22 protein-coding genes and 1 pseudogene are annotated in these 24,282 nt (G+C 37.0%); 21 read left to right on the forward strand and 2 right to left on the reverse strand.

Features of this window, described 5'->3' with window-relative positions:
- Positions 1-129 precede the first annotated feature (129 nt).
- The 18 genes and pseudogenes from iolD to ABH960_RS16160 all read left to right on the forward strand — a co-directional run.
- The gene (gene iolD / locus ABH960_RS16075; RefSeq protein ID WP_404446571.1) at positions 130-2,064 is read left to right on the forward strand and encodes a 3D-(3,5/4)-trihydroxycyclohexane-1,2-dione acylhydrolase (decyclizing); all 1,935 of its coding nucleotides are present in this window, start codon (positions 130-132) and stop codon (positions 2,062-2,064) included.
- A 121-nt stretch (positions 2,065-2,185) separates the two neighbouring features.
- A complete protein-coding gene (gene iolE, locus ABH960_RS16080) occupies positions 2,186-3,082 on the forward strand; it encodes a myo-inosose-2 dehydratase (RefSeq protein ID WP_404446573.1) in 897 nt (298 codons plus the stop codon).
- A gap of 519 nt (positions 3,083-3,601) precedes the next feature.
- Positions 3,602-4,447 (forward strand): class II fructose-bisphosphate aldolase, encoded by an 846-nt coding sequence (locus ABH960_RS16085; protein WP_404446576.1) that lies wholly within the window; start codon positions 3,602-3,604, stop codon positions 4,445-4,447.
- Positions 4,448-4,551: 104 nt separating this feature from the next.
- Positions 4,552-5,343, forward strand: coding sequence for a 5-deoxy-glucuronate isomerase (locus ABH960_RS16090; RefSeq protein WP_404446579.1), 792 nt, complete (start codon positions 4,552-4,554; stop codon positions 5,341-5,343).
- A gap of 903 nt (positions 5,344-6,246) precedes the next feature.
- Positions 6,247-10,203 (forward strand): TIM-barrel domain-containing protein, encoded by a 3,957-nt coding sequence (locus ABH960_RS16095; protein ID WP_404446582.1) that lies wholly within the window; start codon positions 6,247-6,249, stop codon positions 10,201-10,203.
- A 73-nt stretch (positions 10,204-10,276) separates the two neighbouring features.
- Complete coding sequence (locus ABH960_RS16100) at positions 10,277-10,639, forward strand: hypothetical protein (protein WP_404446585.1); 363 nt, start codon at positions 10,277-10,279, stop codon at positions 10,637-10,639.
- Between the two features lie 81 nt (positions 10,640-10,720).
- On the forward strand, positions 10,721-10,996 hold the full coding sequence (locus ABH960_RS16105) for a hypothetical protein (RefSeq protein WP_404446588.1): 276 nt from the start codon (positions 10,721-10,723) through the stop codon (positions 10,994-10,996).
- A 233-nt stretch (positions 10,997-11,229) separates the two neighbouring features.
- Entirely contained in the window at positions 11,230-12,393 is a 1,164-nt protein-coding gene (locus ABH960_RS16110) for an SIS domain-containing protein (protein ID WP_404446766.1), read from the forward strand.
- Positions 12,383-13,588 (forward strand): N-acetylglucosamine-6-phosphate deacetylase, encoded by a 1,206-nt coding sequence (gene nagA, locus ABH960_RS16115; protein WP_404446591.1) that lies wholly within the window; start codon positions 12,383-12,385, stop codon positions 13,586-13,588. The genes ABH960_RS16110 and nagA overlap by 11 nt, the downstream gene beginning before the upstream one ends.
- Positions 13,589-13,797: 209 nt before the next feature.
- Positions 13,798-14,271, forward strand: a complete 474-nt coding sequence (gene agaV, locus ABH960_RS16120) for a PTS N-acetylgalactosamine transporter subunit IIB (RefSeq protein ID WP_404446594.1) — start codon at positions 13,798-13,800, stop codon at positions 14,269-14,271.
- Positions 14,272-14,287: 16 nt separating this feature from the next.
- Positions 14,288-15,061 (forward strand): PTS N-acetylgalactosamine transporter subunit IIC, encoded by a 774-nt coding sequence (agaW, locus tag ABH960_RS16125; RefSeq protein ID WP_404446597.1) that lies wholly within the window; start codon positions 14,288-14,290, stop codon positions 15,059-15,061.
- Positions 15,051-15,917: a PTS system mannose/fructose/sorbose family transporter subunit IID gene (locus ABH960_RS16130; RefSeq protein WP_404446599.1), complete on the forward strand. Its 867-nt coding sequence runs from the start codon at positions 15,051-15,053 to the stop codon at positions 15,915-15,917. The genes agaW and ABH960_RS16130 overlap by 11 nt, the downstream gene beginning before the upstream one ends.
- A gap of 27 nt (positions 15,918-15,944) precedes the next feature.
- The gene (agaF, locus tag ABH960_RS16135; protein WP_404446602.1) at positions 15,945-16,367 is read left to right on the forward strand and encodes a PTS galactosamine/N-acetylgalactosamine transporter subunit IIA; all 423 of its coding nucleotides are present in this window, start codon (positions 15,945-15,947) and stop codon (positions 16,365-16,367) included.
- A gap of 404 nt (positions 16,368-16,771) precedes the next feature.
- On the forward strand, positions 16,772-17,077 hold the full coding sequence (locus ABH960_RS16140; RefSeq protein ID WP_404446605.1) for a hypothetical protein: 306 nt from the start codon (positions 16,772-16,774) through the stop codon (positions 17,075-17,077).
- The gene (gene lacC / locus ABH960_RS16145) at positions 17,074-18,009 is read left to right on the forward strand and encodes a tagatose-6-phosphate kinase (protein WP_404446608.1); all 936 of its coding nucleotides are present in this window, start codon (positions 17,074-17,076) and stop codon (positions 18,007-18,009) included. Before ABH960_RS16140 ends, lacC begins: the two co-directional genes overlap by 4 nt.
- Before the next feature lie 15 nt (positions 18,010-18,024).
- Positions 18,025-19,014, forward strand: a complete 990-nt coding sequence (lacD, locus tag ABH960_RS16150; protein ID WP_404446611.1) for a tagatose-bisphosphate aldolase — start codon at positions 18,025-18,027, stop codon at positions 19,012-19,014.
- 289 nt (positions 19,015-19,303) lie between these two features.
- Complete coding sequence (locus ABH960_RS16155; protein ID WP_404446614.1) at positions 19,304-20,035, forward strand: GntR family transcriptional regulator; 732 nt, start codon at positions 19,304-19,306, stop codon at positions 20,033-20,035.
- Between the two features lie 214 nt (positions 20,036-20,249).
- Positions 20,250-20,438, forward strand: a pseudogene (locus tag ABH960_RS16160) (Rpn family recombination-promoting nuclease/putative transposase); the annotation flags it as partial.
- A gap of 289 nt (positions 20,439-20,727) precedes the next feature.
- Here the strand turns inward: ABH960_RS16160 and ABH960_RS16165 are convergent.
- Together ABH960_RS16165 and ABH960_RS16170 are read right to left on the reverse strand one after the other, a co-directional pair.
- Positions 20,728-20,886: a Phr family secreted Rap phosphatase inhibitor gene (locus ABH960_RS16165; protein ID WP_000721406.1), complete on the reverse strand. Its 159-nt coding sequence runs from the start codon at positions 20,884-20,886 to the stop codon at positions 20,728-20,730.
- Positions 20,886-21,986 carry a response regulator aspartate phosphatase gene (locus ABH960_RS16170; protein WP_404446617.1) on the reverse strand — a complete coding sequence of 367 codons (1,101 nt, stop codon included), beginning with the start codon at positions 21,984-21,986 and terminating at the stop codon, positions 20,886-20,888. Before ABH960_RS16170 ends, ABH960_RS16165 begins: the two co-directional genes overlap by 1 nt.
- A 364-nt stretch (positions 21,987-22,350) precedes the next feature.
- On the opposite strand from ABH960_RS16170, the gene ABH960_RS16175 reads away from it, so the two are divergent.
- The 3 genes from ABH960_RS16175 (at position 22,351) to ABH960_RS16185 (ending at position 24,005) form a co-directional block, all read left to right on the forward strand.
- Positions 22,351-22,569: a hypothetical protein gene (locus ABH960_RS16175; protein WP_404446620.1), complete on the forward strand. Its 219-nt coding sequence runs from the start codon at positions 22,351-22,353 to the stop codon at positions 22,567-22,569.
- Positions 22,570-23,017: 448 nt separating this feature from the next.
- Entirely contained in the window at positions 23,018-23,617 is a 600-nt protein-coding gene (locus ABH960_RS16180; RefSeq protein ID WP_404446623.1) for a hypothetical protein, read from the forward strand.
- Between the two features lie 160 nt (positions 23,618-23,777).
- The gene (locus tag ABH960_RS16185) at positions 23,778-24,005 is read left to right on the forward strand and encodes a hypothetical protein (RefSeq protein ID WP_404446626.1); all 228 of its coding nucleotides are present in this window, start codon (positions 23,778-23,780) and stop codon (positions 24,003-24,005) included.
- The last annotated feature ends 277 nt before the right edge of the window (positions 24,006-24,282 follow it).

Genomic DNA, 24,282 nt, shown 5'->3' on the forward strand with positions numbered 1-24,282 from the left:
CTAGTTGTTCGTAAGCAATAGTAACGAAAGTAGTTAAACATAAGAAGGAAGTATTAGGAGTCTATCAAATTCCTAATACTCCTTTTTCATATGCAGGATGAATGATAGAGATAGAAAGGAGCAAACAATATGCAAACTGTTAGAATGACGACGGCACAAGCTTTGGTGAAATTTTTGAATCAGCAATACGTAGAGTTTGATGGAGAACAACAAAAATTTATTAAGGGAATCTTTACGATTTTTGGTCATGGAAATGTAGTAGGTCTAGGTCAAGCTTTAGAAGAAGACGCAGGGGAATTAGAAGTATATCAAGGAAGAAATGAACAAGGGATGGCAAATGCTGCGATGGCCTTTGCAAAACAAAAACACAGAAAACAAATTATGGCATGTACTTCTTCTGTTGGTCCTGGATCAGCAAATATGATTACCTCTGCTGCAACTGCTTCTGCAAATAATATTCCCGTTTTACTACTTCCAGGTGATGTATTTGCAACGAGGCAACCTGATCCTGTTCTTCAACAAATTGAACAAACACATGACTTATCTATTTCTACGAATGATGCTTTTCGTGCAGTAAGTAAGTACTGGGACCGGGTGAACCGTCCTGAACAATTGATGACAGCTATGATTCAAGCCATGCGCGTTTTAACGAATCCGGCAGATACAGGAGCTGTAACAATTTGTTTACCACAAGATGTCCAAGGCGAAGCGTGGGACTTTCCAAGTTACTTCTTCCAAAAGCGTGTTCACCGTATTGAACGTCGTCTCCCTACAAAAGCCAGTTTAGCGGATGCGGTGGAAATGATTAAGAAAAAGAAAAAGCCAATTATGATTTGTGGTGGTGGTGTAAGGTACGCAGAGGCAGCAGAGGAACTGAAACAGTTAGCTGAAGCATTCCGCATTCCATTTGGAGAAACGCAAGCTGGGAAAAGTGCGATTGAAAGCAGCCATCCATATAATCTTGGTGGCATCGGAGTAACTGGAAATTTAGCAGCCAATACAATTGCAAAGGAAGCGGATCTTGTTATTGGAATCGGGACGAGATTTACTGATTTTACAACGGCATCTAAGCAATTGTTCCAGAATGAAGAGGTTGAGTTTTTAAACATCAACATATCAGAATTTCATGCGAACAAGCTCGATGCATTGAAGGTTATAGCTGATGCGAAAGAAGCACTTCTTGCTCTAATAGATGAACTACAAGAAATTGACTATAGATCTAGTTACACAGTAGAAATCGCTGATGCAAAAGAGGCTTGGGAAACAGAATTAGCACGTCTACATAATATTCGCTTTACAAGTCAAGGTTTCATACCAGAAGTCGAAGGTCATTTTGATGAAAATTTAAATGAGTATGTGGACGCACTCGGTACACAATTAACACAGACTGCAGTCATTGGGCAAATCAATACATTACTTGATGAAGATGCAATTATTGTTGGTGCGGCAGGAAGTCTTCCAGGTGATTTACAAAGAATGTGGGCAGCAAGAAAACCTAATACATATCACATGGAGTATGGATACTCTTGCATGGGCTATGAAGTTGCAGGTGCACTTGGTGCAAAGCTAGCTGAACCATCGAAGGAAGTATATGCAATGGTAGGGGATGGTAGTTACCAGATGCTTCATTCTGAGCTCGTAACAAGTCTTCAAGAAAACAAAAAAATTAACGTTTTATTGTTTGATAACTCCGGATTCGGCTGCATTAATAACTTACAAATGGGTAATGGAATGGGAAGCTTTGGAACAGAGTTTCGCTACAAAAACCAAGAAACTCGTAAATTAAACGGAGCTATTATGAAAATAGATTTTGCAGCTAGCGCGGCTGGATATGGCGTAAAAACGTATCGTGTTACATCGATAGAACAATTACAGGAAGCGCTTATAGATGCGAAAAAACAAACAGTTTCTACATTGATTGATATTAAAGTATTACCAAAAACAATGACAAATGGATACGATTCATGGTGGCATGTAGGTGTTGCAGAAGTATCTAATAGTCCAAGTGTACAAGCTTCGTATGAGAGTAAAGTAAGTAACTTGCAAAAGGCAAGATCGTATTAGATTAGGACACAAAGAGGGCTTTTTATCTACATGCATATTTTTTAGAAAGCTTTCTTTTTAACGATCAGATAAGAGAAGTTGGCGATATTCTATAACATTTTACAAAGAGGAGAGACAAGGGATGTTCAAAGAAAACACGATTAAGCTTGGGATTGCACCAATTGCTTGGACAAATGATGATATGCCGGAGCTAGGAGCAGAAAATACGTTTGAACAATGTATTAGTGAGATGGCACTAGCTGGATTTAATGGAAGTGAAGTAGGGAATAAATATCCAAGAAATACAGTTGTATTGAAAAAATCTTTGGAATTACGAAATCTAGAGATTGCTAGCGCATGGTTTAGTGCGTTCTTGACAACGAGGCCGCTTGAAGAGACAGCACAAGCATTTATTAAACATAGAGATTTCTTGCATGATATGGGTGCAAAAGTCATCGTTGTTTCAGAGCAAGGACATAGTATTCAAGGTTTAATGGATGTACCGCTATTTCAAAACAAGCCCGTTTTTACAGAAGAAGAGTGGGATAAGCTTGCGGATGGGTTACATCACCTCGGTAAATTAGCTCAGGAAAAGGGGCTACATATTGTATACCATCATCATATGGGTACGGGTGTTCAAACAACGGCAGAAATTGAAAAGTTAATGGATATGACGGATCCAGATCTTGTATCCCTGCTTTTTGATACAGGTCATCTTGTTTTTTCAGGAGAAGAGCCACTTTATATTTTGAAAAAATATTTACCTCGTATTAAACATGTACATTTAAAAGATATTCGCCAAGAAGTAGTAGATGCTGTAAAGGAAAACAAATTAAGCTTCTTACAGGCAGTGAAGAATGGTGCATTTACAGTTCCCGGAGATGGCGTAATTGTATTTGATGAAGTGTTTACTATCCTTGCAAACTCTGATTATAAGGGTTGGTTTGTAGTAGAAGCAGAGCAAGATCCAGCTTTAGCGAATCCTTTTGAATACGCATTAAAAGCTCGAAAATTTATAAAAGAAAAAGCAGGTCTGTAATTTCCGCATGGTGAGATTACATAAGGATTGACACTCCCACGGATAAAGCCACAAGCTGACTAACGTCAGTGGGATTCTTGCTACCAAAGGCGAAGTCTATTTCTAGTATCGCTGACGTGCAAGATTGTGGTGTGCCATCACCACTCCGTATCCAGTGCATATAGCAGATACGGCACTCATTCTATTACCAAACGAGTCAGATTGTGAGTTCTCAAATGTGTTTTAGCGTCTTGTGCTTGACGACTCAATACATTTTACGGAGTAGAAGAATTTGTTACTCCAACCTCATATGTATTCTGTTTTCAGAGAACAAGATTGTTTTAGAGACTTTTACTTGTCTATTATGAAAATTATACCATTTCAAATTCTTGATGTACAGAACGTACTTTCGGTGTTTTATTTGTACATCGCATTTGACCTCACTCTCATCCCACCCCTAAAGTGGGTGCTATCGCACCGTAGTGGGCTTTCCCGTTCGGAAAATCTGTAATAAATAATATTGAAAAAGGTGAATGTGTAATGCCATTAGTGCAAATGAAGTGTATTTTAATTAAGGCAAATCAAGAGAATTACGGGGTCGGAGCTTTCAGTGTCGCTAATATGGAAATGGTAATGGGAGCTATCAAAGCAGCAGAAGAGTTGCGTTCGCCACTTATTCTACAAATTGCGGAAGTTCGTTTGAATCATTCGCCGATTCATCTGATTGGCCCTTTGATGGTTGCTGCGGCGAAAAAAGCGACTATCCCAGTAGCAGTTCACTTTGATCATGGTATGACGTTTGAAAAGATTAAAGAGACATTAGAAATTGGTTTTAGTTCGGTTATGTTTGATGGCTCTCACTATCCGTTAGAGGAGAATATCCAAAAGACAATAGAAATTGTAGCGCTTGCGAAACAGTACGGAGCGACGGTAGAAGCTGAGATTGGCAGAGTAGGTGGTAGTGAGGACGGCTCAGAAGATATTGAGATGTTGCTGACAAGCACTAAAGAAGCAAAAAGATTTGCAGAAGAAACAGAAGTAGATGCGTTAGCTGTTGCGATTGGAAATGCGCATGGTATGTACAATGGAGATCTTGATTTACGATTAGACCGCCTACAAGAAATTAATGAGGTAGTTCGTATTCCACTCGTATTACATGGTGGTTCTGGCATTAGCCCAGAGGATTTCAAGCAATGTATTCACCATGGTGTGCGAAAAATTAATGTAGCAACAGCGACGTTTCAGAATGTAATTGCTGCGGTTAACACTGCTGCCCTAAATACTCCTTATTCAGATTACTTTACGTATCATCAAGATGTAATTGAGGCCGCATACGAAAACGTTAAAAATCATATGCTCATATTCGGAAGTGAAAACAAAGCATAACCAGAAAGGTTTTCTTCATTAATATCAGAAGAAACTCGAAATTTAGTTAGCTGACAAAGATAGAGAATTATAGAGTAGCCATTAATTAAAAGGGGGAGAAAGCCGTGTTAGGAAAATTAGGTGAATTAAATGAAGGGTATAATGTATTAACAGAAATGAACGGTCAATGCAGTGATATGTTAATGGATATAGGCATATATAAGATGTCTAATGGAAAAGAAGAGTTGCTATTTGATAATAAAAATGAAACGGCAGTACTTTTACTAGAAGGGACAATACGTCTAGAGTGGGAAGGAATGGAACAAATTATTCAAAGGCAGTCTGTTTTTGAAGAGAATCCTTGGTGTTTGCATATAGCTAAAAATGTGAAGGTTACAATTACTGCTCTTTCAGATAGTGAAGTGCTTGTTCAAAAAACAGATAATGATCAAGAATTTGCGTCTAAGTTGTATACTCCAAATGAGTGTCAAAGTGTTGTAGCTGGAGAAGGAGTATGGGAGGGAACAGCGCAGCGTGTTATTCGGACAATTTTTGACTATAACAATGCAGCATATTCTAACATGGTAGTAGGAGAAGTAATTTCTTATCCAGGTCGATGGTCTAGTTATCCACCGCATCATCATGATCAGCCAGAGGTATATTATTATCGCTTTAACAAGCCGCAGGGATTTGGATGTGCAATGGTTGGTGAGGATGCTTATCGCGTCGTACATAATAGCTTTATTACGATTCCAGGTGAGCTAGACCACCCGCAAGCAACTGCGCCTGGATATGCAATGTATTTTTGTTGGATGATTCGACATCTTGAGAATAATCCATGGAATGATCGTATCATGGAGGAAGACCACAAGTGGTTATTAGAACCAAACGCGAAAATTTGGCCAGAAAAGGAATAGACGAAAATAAAGGATCTGGTGCAAAAAAGTATAAAAAAGTAGGAACTGAATCTTTTAGGATAAAGTTACGAAATTTCTAAGAAGTAGATTTAATTTTTACTTACTAGGAGAGACTATATTGATTCGATAATTATCCATAAAAATAAAAACGAGCACTCCTAATCATAGCGATAGGGTGCTCGTTTTCCTATTTATGCGCAGAAAGGGAATTTCATCTCCTACCTACTAGATAGCAATAGGTAATTTTCAGGTTTGATGAATTCCTCTCACTCTTTATTTTTTTAGCTTGATAGCGATGTGACACTCCCCCTATCAGAATGTTTGCATTAAAGGGTTGACCCATCAACCCGATTTATTATATATTATAAATGTTAGAAAATTCGCTCAATTATAATTAGAACAGAGGAGATGATAAATGTTATATTAGAAATAAAACAGAAAATGCATCCCAATAAGCAGAAAGGACATTACAAATAGAAAAGAAACGAAGGGCTGAATTGATAATAACAGCACATTCCTCTAGTATACATCGACAATCTTTCTCAATCACAAATTCCCTATCAATATAAATTTTACGTAATCTTCCAGTATACCAAATTTTATCTTTCACCATATAATCTCAAACTAAGACTTTATAAAGGTTTTACTCAAAATTACTATATGTTCGGATAAGAAAATATAAAAATATATAAGGGATGGTGTTATAAATGATTTTTTGCAAGTCAAAAAAAGATCGTTATTCATAAACAGGATAAATTGCAAGCTTTTAAGTTTTTAAGGGGACTGTCTTTCTTCTCTTGCGATTGGATCCACTAGGAATTGGTACGCCAATTATCCATACGAAGAGTTAAAGACTATTAGTATTCATTTTCGGTAAACCATTATTACATTCGGAGGTAGAATATGCTAAGACGTCGAGCTAAGTTTAAAAAACTGGTAACCTTATCCTTATCAGTGGGTATGTTGCTTACTATGCTTCCAACAGCATCTGCAACTGCAATTAAAAAGGAGTACTCCATTAATAATGTATCTGACAATCAAACCTATAAGGCTATAGGTAAAATTACTAAGGTTACGAAAGAAGGAAATAACGTATTCTTTGACTTAGAAACAGGAGAAAAAATAAAAATTAACTTTCTAAAAAATAATGTTTTTCGATTGCATTTGGACCCAAAGGGTGTTTTTGAAGAATATCCAACTCCAAATCAACCTGAGCATGAGACGAAAATTATCGACAAAAATGTTGGCGATTACAAAAAGGAATATGGAGAAATTAACATTAAGGTCGATGAAAGAGATAAGAATGCCTATAAAATATCTACTAATGCTTTAGAGTTAAGGGTAGATAAAGCTACTTCAAAGATGAGCTTGTACGATAAAAAAAGAGCAAAGATTCTTTGGAGTGAAAGTGAACCGCTAAAACATTCGGGCGGAAGTACTGTTCAAACCCTCGGCACAAAAGAAAGTGAATATTTTTATGGTGGAGGTCAACAGAATGGGTTTTATGCCCATAAGAATAATTCCATAAATATTGCAGTCGGGGGAGGTTGGGATGCAGGAGCTGCATCAAGTCCAGTCCCATTCTATTTAAGCACTGAGGGCTATGGAGTCATGCGAAATACTTTTAAGCCGGGTGTTTATGATTTTACCAAAACGTCTACCTTTACTCACGATGAAGACAGATTTGATGCTTATTATTTTGTAGATGATTCCCTTCCAAACATCATTGGCGAATATACAGAATTAACCGGGAAACCGGCCCTTATGCCAAAAACTGGTTTTTATTTAGGGCATGCTGATTGTTTTAATGGAACTCATAATGGTCATAAGGACCAACGAACACTCCTAACTAATGGGTTAAATACATTAAATCAATATGTAGATAACGATATGCCTTTAGGATGGATTTTACCAAATGACGGGTATGGATGTGGGTATGGCGGATTGGGTAATTTGGAGCAATTTGTTGATAAAGCAAATGACCAAAAAGTAGAGGTAGGCTTATGGACACAAAGTAATCTCTATCCAGACCCTAATTTACCTGGAGATAGCCCTTTACGCAGAGACCTTGACGGGGAAGTTAAAGCTGGTATTCGAGCAATAAAAACGGATGTTGCATGGGTTTGGCAAGGATATTCCATGGCTTTAAATGCCACACGCCAAGCAGCAGAAGGAATTCAAAAAGATGCTAATTCAGGTGGTGCACGTCCATTTGTTATTTCGCTAGATGGGTGGGCTGGTACGCAGCGTTATGCTACATTATGGTCAGGTGATCAATATGGCGGTAATTGGGAGTACATCAGAATGCATATCCCTACTTACATTGGTGCAGGATTATCAGGAAATCCAAACGTTGGATCAGATATGGATGGTATATTTGGCGGAGATCCAAAAGTGCAGACACGTGATTTCCAATGGAAGGCATTCACGCCAATCCAAATTGATATGGATGGCTGGGCATCAGGAGGCAATGATTACAGTAAATCTAAAAATCCATGGAATTATGGTGAACCATATACATCGATTAATAGGATGTATTTAAAATTAAAGTCACAAATGATGCCTTATATCTACACGATTGCTGAGGAATCTACATCAAAATCCATGCCGATGGTTCGAGGGATGATGTTAGAGTATCCGAAGGATCCATATACGTACGGGACACAAACACAGTATCAATATATGTGGGGGCCAAATCTATTAGTAGCGCCAATATATGATGGAAACTCTAATGATGCTGAAGTAAGGAACGATATTTATCTTCCAGATAAAGATCAAGTTTGGATCGATTATTTTACAGGTAAGCAATATCAGGGAGGTTCGGTCCTTCATAATTTTAATGCCCCAGTGTGGAAGACCCCTGTATTTGTTAAGGCTGGTGCAATTATTCCAATGGCACCAGAAAATAATTCTATTAATGAATTAAATGGTTCGGAAAATAGAATATTTGATGTTTATCCATCGGGAGAATCAGAGTTTACTCTATATGAAGATGATGGTAAAACTGTTGAGTATAAGGAAAAGAAAAATACAACAACGAAGGTCACTTCAAAGGTAATCAAGGAAAAAGCTGTTATAACCGTTGATATCGCAAAAGGAAAAGGCTATAAAGGGATGGTTAAAAATAGGGGCACAGAAGCGATTGTTAATACACGTGTAAGTCCAAAGGATATAAAGGTTAAAGTTGGAAACAAAGATGTTGCATTAAGGAAAGTTACGAATGAAGAGGAATATAACAATTCAGAGAACGTGTACTTCTATAATGAAAAGCCCAACCTGAACAAATATTCTACAAAAGGCTCACCATTTGAACAGACTGACATTGTTACATCACCAAAATTATATATTAAGGTTGGAAAAACAGATATTACGAAAAATAAAATAACATTTACAGTTGATGGCTTCGATAATACCGAAAAGAAAGATGTAGTAGATAAAGAAGTACCAACGATTCCATCAGGGATAAAAGCTGATGAGGCTAACACTACTGATCGAGACATTAAATTAAATTGGAACAAGGTTGATGGCTCGAATACAACATATGATTTAATGATTGATGGTATTGTTCATACAAATGTGTTTAAGTCAAGTGATAGTGGGCAAGCACCATCCTATCTTCATACAGGTTTAACATCTGATACAGAACATTCTTATCGAGTAAGAGCAACGAATACAAAAGGATCATCAGGCTGGAGTGACGAGATCAAAATAAGAACGAAGCTTGATCGATACAGAAATGTCCCTAAGGATATGACGGCAAAAGCTGATAGTGAACAGCCAGGGGAAGAAGCATCTCTAGCTGTCGATGGAAAAGATGAAACAATGTGGCATACTGCATGGGGAGATACGGGTAATAAACTGCCACATACTTTTGAGATTGATATGAAGTTAGCTTATGAATTAGATAAGCTTGAGTATATTCCAAGACCAAATGCAGGAAATGGTACGATATTAAAATATAATTTAGACATAAGTTTAGATGGAAAAACTTATAAAAACGTCATCACTGATGGAACATTTGAGAAAAATGATAAAACGAAAATTATTGATTTTCAGGGGAATATTACTGCAAGGTATATTAAGTTGACCATTACAAACTCTGTAGGTGGCTTTGGAAGTGCAATGGAATTCAGACCATACAAAAAGGATAAAACTGAAGGAATGGTAGTTGGTGAAAATATACCAAATGGCGTAATTGATGAAGCTGATCTGCTTTTCTTTGCCAGCTATATGGGTGTTGATAAAACGGAAGCTTGGGAGCAGGTTTCAAAGGTGGATATTAATTTCAATGGTGTAATAGACGCATACGATTTAATGTATGTAGCATCACAATTGGGACAAAAACCACTTCAAGCAACAGGTAAACCGGTTGCCGGATTATTGGATATTAGACCTAGTAAGCAGGAGTTAAAAGCAGGAGAGGAATTTTTCGTAGAAATAATCGGGGCAGGATTAAAGGATATTAATGCATTCAACTTAGAACTAAAGCTAGACCCTAACAAATATGAATTAGTAAAAGATTGTAAGCCTGACGGGACTTGCGGTAAAAATATTGTTTCAGCTTCCAATGAAACTGCTAATATGTTGAATTATTCCTTACTTGCGGGGATTGGAAAGCCTGAACAACGAATTATGGCTGCATTTTCCAATAAGGGAACGCAAAATACATTAGAAGGTACGAAGACATTGGCCACGATTAAGTTAAAGGCTAAGAAAGATCTTCAATTTGATATGCCGATAACCAGGTCCTTACTGATTAATACAGCCTTTGACACTATTGATAAAATAGGAGAGGTTTTAAATCCTGGCCAAGAACCTGGAGAGGTGGAACAGCCACAAAAGCCAAAGGAATTACAATAATCGGATAAAGATATGTTAGTTACTGGTGAAGGGGAAAAGATGCAGGGTGGTGCAGCAGCTTTTGCCAAGCTGATTGACGGAATTGAAATGGAATCTCACTGAAAAAGACGGAATTTCTTTACCGTTACCTTTTGACTTTAACTTTACTAAACCACAAGAATTGGACAAATTTATCGTTTATAATCGCCCGCAATACACAAACGGTAAAATTAAAACACTAAGTGTCAAAGTATATACTGAATCTGGAAAAGAGTATGATTTAGGTACAAAAAGTGTTCAAGTTGACGATAAATCAATAACTTTCGATTTAGCGGAGGCTGCTATACCGATTGGAACTAAATTTACAAAGTTATCGATTAACTTTCAGGAATCGCACAGTGGTCCTCTTATGTTATCTGTTGCAGAGGTAGAAGTTTTTGCCAAGAATCCTGCTTAAGTAGAGAAATAAACATAAATATATCTTATTACCTTAGTTGTGTTAGGGTTGATCCGTTAACCCTGACACATAATTTCTGTTATGAGTGGAACAAAAGGGAACCGCAACAGATTGACATCCGAAAAAATTATCGATGAATTTGAGGCTGCAAATCCAAATGTCAAAGTGGATATTCAATGGATGATCAGTGAATTCATGTCGAAGGTTAGAATTGCAGCGTTAATTTGGGATGCACCGGACCTTATAGAGCAATCAGGAGCATTAATAAATAACAAGTTTGTAGAACCTTTAAATAAGGGGTATAGGTTGTCGAAATTTTTATCTGAAAATTTAATATATTTTAACTTGTTGGGTTGACCCTACAAGTTGATGTGGTACAATATAAATAATTGAAATAATCTAATTATTCAGACGGTCTAATTTCTATAAGTTTCTCGTACATTTAACTTATACCATCAACCCGATGTTAAAAAGGGGATGAAATGGATTTTTTAAAGAAAACTCGTCTTTCCATGTACTGGCGCAGAATAATGGTGTTGTTGGTGCGGGATTGTGAGTATTCAAAAGAATTTAAAGAGGAGTGTTCGGATATGTTTACGTTCAGTCAAGAAAAATTAGTACCATTAGGTGCACAAATCACAACGGCAGAAATAAAACAGCAGCCTGATCTATGGGCTGAAACCTTTGCATTGTATACGGATAGAAGCAGTGAGATTGAAAAGTTTTTACTAAAATTATCAATGAAACACGACCGAGTTCGGGTTATTTTTACTGGTGCCGGAACATCGGCCTATATCGGCGATCTTGTCACTCCATACCTAAAAGAAAAAGTGGATGAAAAACAGTGGGAATTGCTGAGTATTCCGACAACCACCTTGGTATCCAATCCATATCAATTCCTAAAAGCGGACTTTCCGACCTTACTCGTTTCATTTGCAAGAAGCGGCAACAGTCCGGAAAGTGTTGCTGCCGTCCAATTAACAGAGCAAATTGTGACCGATTTGTATCATCTAACAATTACCTGTAATAAGGATGGCCAATTGGCTAAGCGAGCAGCAGGGGATGAAAATAATTTATTGCTTTTAATGCCTGAAAGATCGAATGACCAAGGATTTGCGATGACGGGAAGTTATACTTGTATGGCACTATCGACTTTATTCATTTTTGATCCTAAGCCCCTGGAAGAAAAAAAGGCCATTTTAAAAATGATTCGGCAAATGGGTGAAAGTGTCATTCAAAGAGAAGACGTCATTCAAGCAATTATCGATCGTGATTTTGACCGCATCATTTACTTAGGCTCTGGTAGTTTAGAAGGTTTAACGAGAGAAGCACAATTAAAATTATTAGAACTGACAGCTGGAAAAATAGTCACTACCTTTGATTCAACGTTAGGCTTCCGGCATGGTCCTAAATCATTTGTGAATGAAAAGTCCGTGGTTTTTGTGTTTGTTTCCAACCATCCTTATACACGCCAATACGATTTAGATATGTTAAAAGAAATGCAACAGGACAATATTTCCAGCTATATATGTGCCATCGAGGTTGATGGAGAAAGCAATTATGATGGGAACATATTTAGTTTTGGCAGAGAGGCTCAATCTATACCAGATGCTTATCTGGCCTTGCCTTTTGTCATGGTTGGACAGACGGTTTCATTGCTGGCTTCGATAAAGGTTGGCAATACACCAGATACCCCGTCGCCTACAGGAACAGTGAACCGTGTCGTTAAAGGTGTAACCATCTATGAATACTAGTAATTTGGGTAGGGAGAGCAGCAAGTCGATGTTTATCTTTGCCGATCAGTTTTTTCTTGAGGGAGAGGTCGTAGGGCCTGGTTTTTTGGAAATTAAAGATGGGAAATTCGGTGTTTTTTCCGAAAATCGGCCTGATGAATCAGCAGAAATCATTGATTACGCGGGGGATTGGATTGCTCCTGGTTTAGTAGATACACATATTCATGGGTTTGGAAATCACGACATTATGGACAATGATTTTCAAGGATTGAATGAGATTTCAGAAGGGCTTCTTTCCTGCGGCGTTACCTCGTTTTTGCCGACAACATTAACCTCTTCAACAGAAGTGTTGAATCACGTCACTGAAATGATCGGTGCCAATTATACGAAAGTCAGGGGAGCAAAAATTAAAGGAATCTTCTTAGAAGGGCCGTTTTTTACCGAAAAGCATAAAGGGGCACAAAATACGAAATATTTTTGTGACCCATCCGTTGAAAAGTTGAAAGTTTGGCAAAGGTTATCCAATGATTTTATTAAAAAAATTGCGATTGCACCTGAAAGAAAGGGTGCAGCGGAATTTATTGAATATGCTGTCGGTGAAGAGATAGCTGTAGCGTTAGCTCATAGTGATGCAACTTATGAAGAAGCAAAACAAGCGGTTGAGAGAGGGGCTTCGATTTTTGTTCATACGTTCAATGGAATGAGCCCGCTCCACCATCGTGAGCCAGGGATGGCCGGAGCTGCAATGAATCTAAAAGATGTTTTTGCGGAAATCATTTGTGATGGACACCATGTTCACCCTGCTGCCGCCAATATTTTAATGAATGCACGCGGCAGAAATCAAACCGTTTTGGTCACCGATTGTATGATGGCTGGGGGAATGGCAGAAGGACCCTATCAGCTCGGCGAATTTGCTGTAGAGGTGAAAGCCGGTGCGGTCCGTCTTGAGGACGGCAGTTTAGCAGGCAGTGTTTTACAGCTGAAAGATGCAGTCAAAAATGTCGTTGATTGGGGGATTGCCACCCCAGAGGAAGCAATCTATATGGCTAGTACCGCACCTGCTAAAAGTATTGGGATGGATGAGGAATGTGGGAAAATTGCTAAGGGTTACGCCGCTGACTTTATTGTGTTGAACCCTGAACTGGAATTAATGGCGACGTACCTTGATGGTGCTTGTCGCTACCATTTACAGAAAGAGGGAGTGCGCAGATTTTAACTGACACGATGAATCCATCTCCAGGTACGCTTTAACTAGTAATGACGTGTCTACCTTTCCTTAAATTATTTGCTTTATGGTCTGCTTTTTGCATTATTCTATTCGATTTATTTGGGAATAGCTCTAGATAACCCATCACCATCTGGTATGGTAAACCGGGTTGTTAAAGGAGTTTAAATATATTTATCATATTTATAGGGGGTAATATCATGCCGAATATTTTGCTAACAAGAATTGACAATCGATTGGTTCATGGTCAAGTAGGAGTAACATGGGTTAATCATTTAGGAGCTAATTTAATTGTCGTCGCAAATGATGAGGTGTCTGAAGATGAGGTACAACAGGATTTAATGGAAATGGTTGTTCCGGAGTCAATTGGAATTCGCTTTTTCTCAATCCAGACGACCATTGATGTGATTCACAATGCAGCAGATGAACAATATATCTTTTTAGTTGTAAAAACACCACAAGATGTGTTGCGACTTGTAGAGGGCGGCGTACCAATTGAAAAAATAAATATTGGAAATATGCATTTTTCTCAAGGGAAAACACAAGTATTCTCCACCATTTCCGTGGATGAAGATGATAAAGCAGCCTTTAGGAAGCTGCGTGACTTGGGAGCGAAACTTGAGGTACGTCGTGTTCCGGATGAAAGACCAGATGATATTTATAAACATTTATAGAAAGAAGTGAGAATGAATGGATAATCACATGTTGCTTCAAGCCTTATTAGTTGCCATATGGGCTGGAATTGCAGGGATTGACCTTTTTAACGGGTTGTTCCACATTCACCGGCCAATCGTAACCGGTGTCATTATTGGCTTGATTTTTGGGGATGTAACAACAGGGGTTATGACAGGTGCTGCCATGGAATTAGTGTGGGCTGGGATGGTTCCGCTTGCTGGGGCACAGCCGCCAAACGTTGTTATTGGGGGAATAATTGGAACGTCGTTTGCGATTCTGACAGGACAAGAGCCAACAGTGGCAATCGGTATTGCTGTTCCGTTTGCGGTTGCGGTTCAGGCATGTATCACTCTCATGTTTACTGCTTTTTCTCCGGTTATGCATAAAGCTGACCAATATGCACAAGAGGCTAATACAAAGGGAATTGAACGGATTAATTATTTCGGGATTCTTACATTATTTATATTCTATTTTGTTATTGCTTTTTTACCAATTTATTTTGGCGCAGAAGCTGCTAAAGGGGTCGTAGAGGTATTACCAAAATGGCTTATTAGTGGCCTTGGTGTTGCCGGGGGAATGATGGCCGCAATTGGTTTTGCAATGCTATTGAAAATTATGTTAAAAAAACAATACGTTGCATTTTTAATCGTCGGATTTATTTTAGTCACATATATGAAGATGCCAGTCATTGCTGTTGCTCTAATTGGGATTGCCATCGCGTTATACGATTACTTCAAAACAAATTCTGGTGATGGATCAGTAAGGGGAGGTGCAAAACGTGGAATCTAAAAAAGTAGAAACGTTAATGAACCATACGAGCAGTCCGGAATATTATCAAGACGGTGCCACAGAACAGGTCTTAACTAAAAAAGATTTAAACAAGATGGTATGGCGATCTCTGTTACTTCAAGCGTCATTTAACTATGAAAGAATGCAGGCCGCAGGATGGTTATATTCGATTTTGCCAGGTTTGAAAAAGATTCACAATAATAAGCACGATTTAAGTGAATCGATGAAAAGTCATATGGAATTCTTTAACACGCATCCATTCCTTGTAAACATTATTATGGGGATTGTCCTTGCTATGGAGGAAAAGAAACAAAATCGAAACACGATTAGAGCCATTCGGGTAGCCATGATGGGACCGCTTGGGGGAATTGGTGATGCTCTTTTCTGGCTGACTTTGCTTCCCATTTGTGTTGGTATAGGTGCTTCACTTGGGCAAGATGGAAACCCTATGGGGGCAGTGATCTTCCTATTAATCTTTAACGCAGTTCATTTTGCTCTTAGATTTGGATTAATGCATTACGGTTATAGTGCTGGAACAAATGCTATCAGTTCTTTAAAGGAAAATACTAAAAAAGTAGCACATGCAGCATCTATTGTCGGGGTAACAGTTGTTGGCGCATTGATTGCCTCATTCGTAAAGTTAGAATCAAGTTTAGTGATCCATGCTGGTAAGGCAAAAATCGCCCTGCAAAAGGATTTACTCGATAAACTCATACCAAACCTATTGCCTTTAGCATACACTTTATTAATGTACTATCTATTAAAAAAGGGATTTTCTCCAGTTAAGCTAATTATCATTACCGTGATCATCGGTATTATTGGTAAAATTCCATTTCCTTTTGGAACCATTTTATAATATATAGCATGTTAGGAGGATTTTAATATGAATGGTTTGATTATTAGCGGTCATGGATCGTTTGCAACGGGTCTTCAATCTTCGGTAAAACTAATCGCTGGAGATCAACCCAATGTGGAATACGTGGATTTTCTTGAATGCGATTCAACATGCGATCTTGAAAAAAAGCTGCTTGAGGCTTTTTCAAGATTACAAGAATGTAAATCTATCTTAGTCTTATGTGATTTAGTTGGCGGTTCGCCGTTTAAAACGGCCGTTTCGCTTACGAATGGGAAGGAAGGTTTTGCTGTGGTTGGCGGAACAAATCTTGCGATGGTCCTCGAAACTGTTTTAATAAAGGATGGACTTCAAATCGATGGATTAAGAGATTTAGCGATCAATACTGGTAAAGAAGCGATTAAGGGTTTTCAAAAATCGGAGCGTCCAAGATTCAAAGAGTCTAGCATGTAATGAAAGCGATAAAGGATAGAGAAATCTATAAGTCTAATAATTGTGACTCCCAGGCCCTGATAAGGAATATGATAGAACGGAACTACAACTAAATATTGTAAGGATGGATAGGTTGTTGGATTTTTTGTCTGAAAATTAAAACATTTAATGTGGATGGATTTGGCTACATTAAATGTTTTACTGCTAATGGGTTAATCCTACAAGTTATGGTGACATAATAGAATTACTTAAAACAATCTAACAATTAGTCTCATAATCTAGTTTATATGAGTTTTTCTTTCAATTTAACTTGTACCAACAACCCAATGTTATAATCGTTTTTGAAGAAACACCCGTCTTCCTGATTATATCAATTTTTTAAAATCGATGAGCAGGTACAATAGAATAAATAGAGGTGCAGGAACATGAAAATGGCAATAGGTATTGATATTGGTGGGAAAAAGATTGGGGTGGTCAGTATTTTGAAATTCAAAGAGGCTGTCAAAAATACCATTGATTGGAGTATTGCGATCCCTAAGGAGTCCCTCCATATGACAAGTACAGCGTCCGTGAAAAGTATTGGCATCGATGGGGGATGCGATATGATTGCGAACGGTTATGATGCCGATTTTATCGCCTTAATACCGGATCTAGATTTAATTGCCACGTATCTTGATAGGGTTTTCCGGTTTCAAGTTAAAAACTTGATAGGGAAAGAGGGAGTGCGATGATTTTAGCTGTCACTATGAATCCATCTGTTGATATTTCCTATCCAATTCAAGATTTTAAGCTAGATGATGTTAATCGTGTGGAAAATATTCGTAAAACTGCTGGCGGAAAGGGCTTAAATGTAGCCCGAGTTGTCAAGCAGATGGGAGAAGACGTTTTGACCACAGGTGTAATTGGCGGGACTATTGGTGATTACATTATTCAGGAATTGACGAAAAGTGATATCAGGAATCATTTTTATAAAATCAATCAAGAATCAAGAAACTGTATCGCGATCCTCCATGATAGTAAGCAGACAGAAATCCTCGAATCCGGGCCAAGTTTATCCACGGAAGAAGGAACGGCCTTTTTAGAAAAATATCGAGAACTGCTGTCTGAAGTTTCTCTTGTTACTATTTCAGGTAGTTTGCCAAAAGGGCTTGAGTCTGAATTTTACCGTCAGATGGTCGAAATTGGCCGGGAGAAGGGAATTCCAGTGATTGTAGATACATCAGGGGAGCCGCTCCGACAAGTTTTGAACCATAATGTAAAACCTTTTGCGATCAAACCGAATATCTCAGAACTGTTCCAGCTTTTTGGCATGGAAGTGGAGGAGAGCACAAGCAGCTTGAAGCAACTATTAAATAATAAGTTATTTCATGGGATAGAATGGATTGTCGTTTCGATGGGAGCGGCAGGTGCTTTTCTCAAGCATGGTGGAGATTATTACCGGGTTACTATTCCTGCTATAGAGGTCATAAACGCTGTTGGCTCGGGTGATGCGACTGTCGCAGGGTTAGCGGTTGCCCTAAAACGAAAGCAAGCCGTTTCGGACATCCTGAAAACTGCGATGACGACGGGCATGCTCAATACGATGGAAGAGGTAACGGGTTATATTGATCCGGAGAAGTTCGGTCAATTTTTTGAAATGGTAGAGGTTATTAAAATAGATTAATAGAGGTGATTGTTGATGTTAAAATTAACGAATAATAAATTAGCGGCTCTCAAGCGTTTGTCGGATGAAAATGGAATTATCGGGGCTTTGGCAATTGATCAACGCGGTTCATTAAAGAAAATGATTGTAGCTGGAAGTGAGAATAATGTCGGGGATGAGGGCATCATTCGCTTCAAAGAATTGGTTTCTGAAGAGTTAACACCATATGCAACTTCGATTCTATTGGATCCGGAATATGGTTTGCCGGCTGCGGAGGTCCGTCATTCGGACGCTGGGTTATTGGTGGCGTATGAAAAAACAGGTTATGATGCAACAACTGAGGGCCGATTGCCTGATTTATTGCCAGAGTGGTCCGTTAGACGCCTGAAGGAAGCTGGAGCAGATGCAGTTAAATTTTTACTGTACTATGATGTAGATGAAGATGAAAAAATTAATGACTATAAGCACGTTTATATGGAACGAGTTGGATCTGAGTGTGCGGTAGAGGACATTCCGTTCTTCCTTGAAATAGTGACTTATGATGCCAAAAATGATGATGTGAAAAGCATGGAGTATGCCAAATTGAAGCCTCATAAAGTTATCGAGGCCATGAGGGAATTCTCTAAACCGCAATACAAGGTGGACGTTTTAAAGGTAGAAGTTCCAGTAGATATGAAGTTTGTAGAGGGTTACGCAGAAGGCGAGACAGCCTATAGCAAGGAAAAAGCGGCTGCGTATTTCAAAGAGCAAAGTGAGGCAACAGATCTGCCGTTTATTTTCTTAAGCGCCGGCGTAAGTGCAGAATTGTTTCAAGAAACCTTGACGTTTGCGAAAAAATCCGGCTCAACTTTCAACGGTGTCCTCTGCGGCCGGGCAACATGGAAAAATGGTGTCGCTCAATTTGCCGAAAATGGTGAACAAGCCGGACGTGCTTGGTTACAAGAAAACGGCAAAAAAAATATCGAAAGACTAAATATTGTCTTGAAAGAGACAGCATGCCCGTGGTTTGTAAAAATATCAGGATAAGGAAGCGAGGTAAGAAAGTGTGGGGAAGGTTTTCGCGCTTCCTTATTTTTTGATTTATTTTTAAAAGTCGTTTTGATTGGAACTCGGAAAACGGTCCGATTAAGAAGGGTGTCCATATTCTGCAAACGTAGAAGGTATTAATAACGATTTTGATAAGCTATCAGTATTATAGTTTGGTAGAAGCTATTTCGTTATAGAACCTGGTTGTTAGTTTGACGCAATAAGTGATGATGGTATAATTTAGGTTATTAAAAGAACGATAGTATAGTTTGGAGGCAGGTTTAGTAAAATGAAACCATTGCAACATGAAAGTTTAATCCCGCTTTATCATCAATTAATGGAAAGATTAAAGGATTCAATTGAAAAAGGTCATTGGGCACTTGGTGATAAAATTCCTTCAGAAAATCAGTTAATGGATCAATTTGGTGTGAGTCGCAACACGGCAAAAAAAGCAATTGAGGAGCTTGTACAGGAAGGAATTCTATACCGAATTCAAGGAAAAGGTACCTTCGTAGCAAAACCAAAATTGCAGCAGTCATTGATGGGATTTTATAGTTTTAGTAAAGTATTGAAAGAAAAAGGCTTGAATCCTAAGGATATCATTCTAAAAATAGAAGAAGTCAAACCAAATGCCAAAATCAAAGAAGCACTACAGCTGAGTGATGATGTGAATGTCATTGAAATGAAACGCCTTCGCTGTGCTGAAGATGAACCGTTTATTTTGGAATCATCTTTTATTCCGAAACGTGTTGTTACAGATATAGAGCAGTTAAAAAGGGTAGGTGAAATTTCTTTATATGATCTATTTTCACAACATTTTAATACCGTAGTAACAAGAGCAAACGAGGCATTTGAACCCGTTCTCATCCGTTCCGAAGAAAGTGAATATCTGCAAACGGAGGAAGGTCGACCCGCACTTCTGCTTGAACGAACTGCCTACGATACCAATGGTGTGCCTGTTGAATTTTGTATATCCATTGTACGGGGCGATCGCTGCCGCTTTTACACTGAATTAACCTAATCTTTGAATCACTCATAATATTTGTTTATGGGTGATTCAATTGATCTTTTTTTACAATACTCCATTATCCATTCTAAAATTTTACTTTAGTTACAATTCAGGTGGCGTATCAGAATATAATCCGGTGGAAATGGACATAGTTGAGGCCATAACTTACTCGGAACAGGTTTACTGGCAGCAGCTATGGTACTTCGTTATTATGGTTGCCCAGGAGGAGAAATTGCTTCTAGATGAACAAGCTAAGCTAGCACATGCAGAACAAGAGGGCATGGAAAAAGGAATTGAGCAAGGTAAGATGCAAATGATTCGAGGGATGCATGAAATTGGTGTACCGCTTGAAACTATTGCAAAAGCAAGTAAGTTAAGTCTGAAGGAAATAGAGCGTATCTTGAAGTTAAAGTAAATATATGGACCTACAGTACTCATGAATAAAAGAAGGTAGATGCTCATTATCATGGTACGTTTAATAGAAAAGCATTGCTGAAGATTTTAGCAGTGCTTTTTCTCAATCAACTTTTTGATATTTTTCATTCTGCTCACAATTATATAGAAAAATTGAAAGAAGAACGTGAATAGTCCGAAACAAATATGTTTCGGACTAGGGGTTCAATATTTTATCCATTTTATTCAACGTTTTTTAAAGATTAAGAGGCTGAATTTTCTGATTTTTGAAGTGAGAAAAATGTATTACGTTAATCAATAGATACGCCACTAGAGACAATCGGTTTTGTTGGTGCTGGCGTATCTCCACCATTAAACGAAGAATGTTGTGATACATTTAAACTGATCATGCTACATGCTAATGCACTTACTACTACCATACTTAATAACACTTTTTTTATTTTTTTCATTACTTTAACGCTCCTTTTCTCAAATGTTTCTTATCAGCATTATTGCTAATATAGAAATATTTGCTCGCTTTAACATGATTATTTGCCTCGTAAAATTGGAGTGCTAAAATCTCTGCATATTCTTTTATACAATCCCACATGTCCTCTTTTTCAAAATAAGAAATTGCATCAGTAACTACTTTTTCTAATTTAATGCTAGGTAGTTCTGTGATAAGTTCATTTAAAACTGCGAAACGATGCTTATATTCCTCATTTCCTGATTCATTTGTATACTTTATTCCTTGCTCGATATATGCTTTTGCTGTTTCAACGCCTTCTAATTTATAATATGCTCTTGCTAAGACAAATAATGCTTTAAAATGGTTCGGTATGGTATTTATAATCTCAGAACTCTGTCTAATCGCCAATGGATATAAATTTTGAATATTATATAACCAGCCTAAATTGGATCGTACTCGCAATAATAATTGTTCTTCATCATACTTCTTAAAAACATCAATAACCGTATTGAGACATTCTTCCGCTCTTTCAAATTCTCTTAGATCTATACAAGCCAGTCCATATACATTGTCGCATAAAGCAATATTAATTTCATAGCCTACATGATTCCGATATATTTCTTTGGCTTTTACTCCATGTTGAATCGCTTCAAATGGTTGATAAGATTGATAACAGTAAGTTGAAAATCTATACTCAAACTCGGCTTTTTCTACTTCATCAGGTATATCAATTAAAAGCCCTTCCGCCTTTTCATAGTGTGTTTTTGCTTCAGTATAATTTGCTAAAATTGTAGAGTGGATTGCCTTAAAGAAATAATAATAGTAAGCTAAAAATGAAAATTCCTCTTTGATATTAGGGAGTTTTTCTATTTGATTAAAAGAATCTTTTGTAATACTCATTCCATCTACCAAGACTTTATATCTAAAATTCAGTAGGGAATAATAGAATGATACATATTGGTCTGTTTCTATTTCCTTTAAACGTTCTTTTACTTGTAGATATGTCTGTTTTGCTTCTTTTACATGATATAAACGAATTTCTTCATACCATTCATGTAATAATTCCATCAATTGCTTATTACTTTTTTCTTGAACAGTCATAATATCCCCCATTTCTCTGTAAAGGCTTATTCTGATAATAACAGGAATTAGATAAATTAAATTTAACTACGATTTTTTTCACCAATATACAGAATATTCTGAATTATAATAATGTCCATGCTTTTAAAATTTGAAAAGTATAGTTAAGACAGTACAAGTTTCGTTAATGTTTTTTTTGATTTATTAACCGTTTTCTATTGAATACTTCTTATAAGAGGTGGCGTAGCACTATAGTAGAAAAAGAGAGAGCTTATACTGTTATGGTATTGAGAAATATATAGGGCTTATTAAGCTTCAAGGGATTCCTCGAAAATAAATAGAAGTATATCCATATCTATTTACATTGAAGAGGGAGCGTTAGTTTATGATAAGTTTTGGGATTAATTTACGTAATATTATTATTTATACACAAGAGAGTAGGAATCTTAATAATATACGGATTTTAGGTAAGTTGGGTATAAGATTATTTGATATATATGGAGAACCATTACCTGTATCAGATGTTAATCGAGAATTAGTAACGGCATTAAAACGCCAAGACATAAATACGCAAAGATATATATTAAGTCATTTACAAGGTTAGAAAAACCGATATTATGCTGCGTTTTTTCATACTTATGTTTTATCCGATAAACCAAGAAGCTATCATCGAAGGTTTGTGAAATTTTATTTTCTTAAATCGAGTGAATTGCGTAGCAATATTTTAAAATTATTTAATTCGGTACTATAGTTTGTATCACCATGAAATGTATAAACCTCGTCTATGTCAATAAAAACAGAATAAAGAATGTGTAATGAAGTACCCATCCAATTATTATGTGTATCACAATTGGATGGGTACTTTTTTACTTATTCCAAAATAGGGACAAAGCTAAATGCAACGGATCGTTATCAAAACGCGAGTGTACAAATGTAACAAATGAAATTTCTATTCATAAGTGTGGTTCTTCTATTTAATCAAGTATGATTTAATACTTTCTTAGTTTTGGTTAAGGAAATTTATATACTTAAAGTAAAGGGGGGAATTTTTAATGAAGGGGGAGGAGAATTTGAAAATTTTCAACTCAGTTGCTCCTACACAAACAAAAAATGAAGATTTACCATTTGATATTTCCTGGATGACCGATTGGATTGTAGACTGGTTTGGTTCTTTGTTTAATGGAGGCAGTGATGTAATAAAAGATGGGGGAGATAAAATAGATGGTGCAGTCCATGCGAGTGTGCCTGCATTTTTTGATATTATTTTCCTTATTCTTTCTGTAGTAATTTTAATATCATTATTAGTTTTTGGAGCTTCTTTATGGTTTAAACATATAAAGTGGAAAAAAAGATCTATATATTTTGGAGTAGGCTCATTTATCCTCATATTATTAATAAGGATTCTACCAGTGTTAATGTTAACAACACGTTCTTTTGATTTTCAAACCTTTATGAGTAATATGGTGGGCTTAATTACTTCCATAATTTTAGGAACAGCTGTATTAATGTTTTTAATATCTCTAGCATTAGGTATGCTTTATAAGAAATTTGAACATCCCAAATATGGAAAATGGAGTTCAAGTTTGAGATATAGTTCAATTTTTATATTTGTAATGACATTGATAGTACCGGCCTTACTGCGTCATTTATAATCTTGTTTTATATAAGGAGAAGGAGGAATAGTGCAGGTAATTTCTATAATGCTTCTGTGTAATTATGCTAGTGCTCGTTCTCCTCTAGATTTCTGAGTTAAGTTTAATACATTAAAAAGAATTTTGTTGTACGAAGTTTTGGCAAAGGGGGAGGGTACTAGTGACTACGTTTATTGTAATGGTAAGTATTTTCTTAATTCTATTCGTAATTGGTCCCAAAGCGACTAAGAGAAAAGAAGAAAGAGATAGAATAGAAAAAGAACATAAGGAGAAAATAGAGTCTTTGGAGGAAGTAAAGATTGATTTTGATATTAATGGAACCAAAGTAAGATTACATAAGAAGCCTAAGTTAAAGAAAAGTATATATATAATAAAGAGTGATAGATAACTCCTTAATAGTAACTGTCTGCTAGAAATGAAGATACGGCGCTGTAATGGAGGAAAGATCACATAAAATGATTAATCTTTTTTATAAAAAATTACGGATTCTAAAATGAAAACCCACACATTTTGATTAAAATTTTTCAAAGAGTGTTTATTTCTTCTATTTTATAAAATTAATATTTGTAGCAATCTAATATATATTGAAAGCGCATAGGTCATTCTTTCAAATCCATCAAAATAGCTTAATTATTAAAACAACTAGCATTTAACCACAAAATATG

This window comes from Bacillus sp. RC252 (assembly GCF_044909215.1).
Classification (GTDB): Bacteria; Bacillota; Bacilli; order Bacillales; family Bacillaceae_G; genus Bacillus_A; species Bacillus_A mycoides.

What these genes read in the sequence shown, in the direction of transcription:
- iolD (WP_404446571.1), top strand. Translation starts at nt 130, where the DNA reads ATGCAAACTGTTAGAATGACGACGGCACAAGCTTTGGTGAAATTTTTG.
- iolE (WP_404446573.1), top strand. Translation starts at nt 2,186, where the DNA reads ATGTTCAAAGAAAACACGATTAAGCTTGGGATTGCACCAATTGCTTGG.
- ABH960_RS16085 (WP_404446576.1), top strand. Translation starts at nt 3,602, where the DNA reads ATGCCATTAGTGCAAATGAAGTGTATTTTAATTAAGGCAAATCAAGAG.
- ABH960_RS16095 (WP_404446582.1), top strand. Translation starts at nt 6,247, where the DNA reads ATGCTAAGACGTCGAGCTAAGTTTAAAAAACTGGTAACCTTATCCTTA.
- ABH960_RS16105 (WP_404446588.1), top strand. Translation starts at nt 10,721, where the DNA reads ATGAGTGGAACAAAAGGGAACCGCAACAGATTGACATCCGAAAAAATT.
- ABH960_RS16110 (WP_404446766.1), top strand. Translation starts at nt 11,230, where the DNA reads ATGTTTACGTTCAGTCAAGAAAAATTAGTACCATTAGGTGCACAAATC.
- nagA (WP_404446591.1), top strand. Translation starts at nt 12,383, where the DNA reads ATGAATACTAGTAATTTGGGTAGGGAGAGCAGCAAGTCGATGTTTATC.
- agaV (WP_404446594.1), top strand. Translation starts at nt 13,798, where the DNA reads ATGCCGAATATTTTGCTAACAAGAATTGACAATCGATTGGTTCATGGT.
- agaW (WP_404446597.1), top strand. Translation starts at nt 14,288, where the DNA reads ATGGATAATCACATGTTGCTTCAAGCCTTATTAGTTGCCATATGGGCT.
- agaF (WP_404446602.1), top strand. Translation starts at nt 15,945, where the DNA reads ATGAATGGTTTGATTATTAGCGGTCATGGATCGTTTGCAACGGGTCTT.
- ABH960_RS16140 (WP_404446605.1), top strand. Translation starts at nt 16,772, where the DNA reads ATGAAAATGGCAATAGGTATTGATATTGGTGGGAAAAAGATTGGGGTG.
- lacC (WP_404446608.1), top strand. Translation starts at nt 17,074, where the DNA reads ATGATTTTAGCTGTCACTATGAATCCATCTGTTGATATTTCCTATCCA.
- lacD (WP_404446611.1), top strand. Translation starts at nt 18,025, where the DNA reads ATGTTAAAATTAACGAATAATAAATTAGCGGCTCTCAAGCGTTTGTCG.
- ABH960_RS16155 (WP_404446614.1), top strand. Translation starts at nt 19,304, where the DNA reads ATGAAACCATTGCAACATGAAAGTTTAATCCCGCTTTATCATCAATTA.
- ABH960_RS16165 (WP_000721406.1), bottom strand. Translation starts at nt 20,886, where the DNA reads ATGAAAAAAATAAAAAAAGTGTTATTAAGTATGGTAGTAGTAAGTGCA.
- ABH960_RS16170 (WP_404446617.1), bottom strand. Translation starts at nt 21,986, where the DNA reads ATGACTGTTCAAGAAAAAAGTAATAAGCAATTGATGGAATTATTACAT.
- ABH960_RS16175 (WP_404446620.1), top strand. Translation starts at nt 22,351, where the DNA reads ATGATAAGTTTTGGGATTAATTTACGTAATATTATTATTTATACACAA.
- ABH960_RS16180 (WP_404446623.1), top strand. Translation starts at nt 23,018, where the DNA reads ATGAAGGGGGAGGAGAATTTGAAAATTTTCAACTCAGTTGCTCCTACA.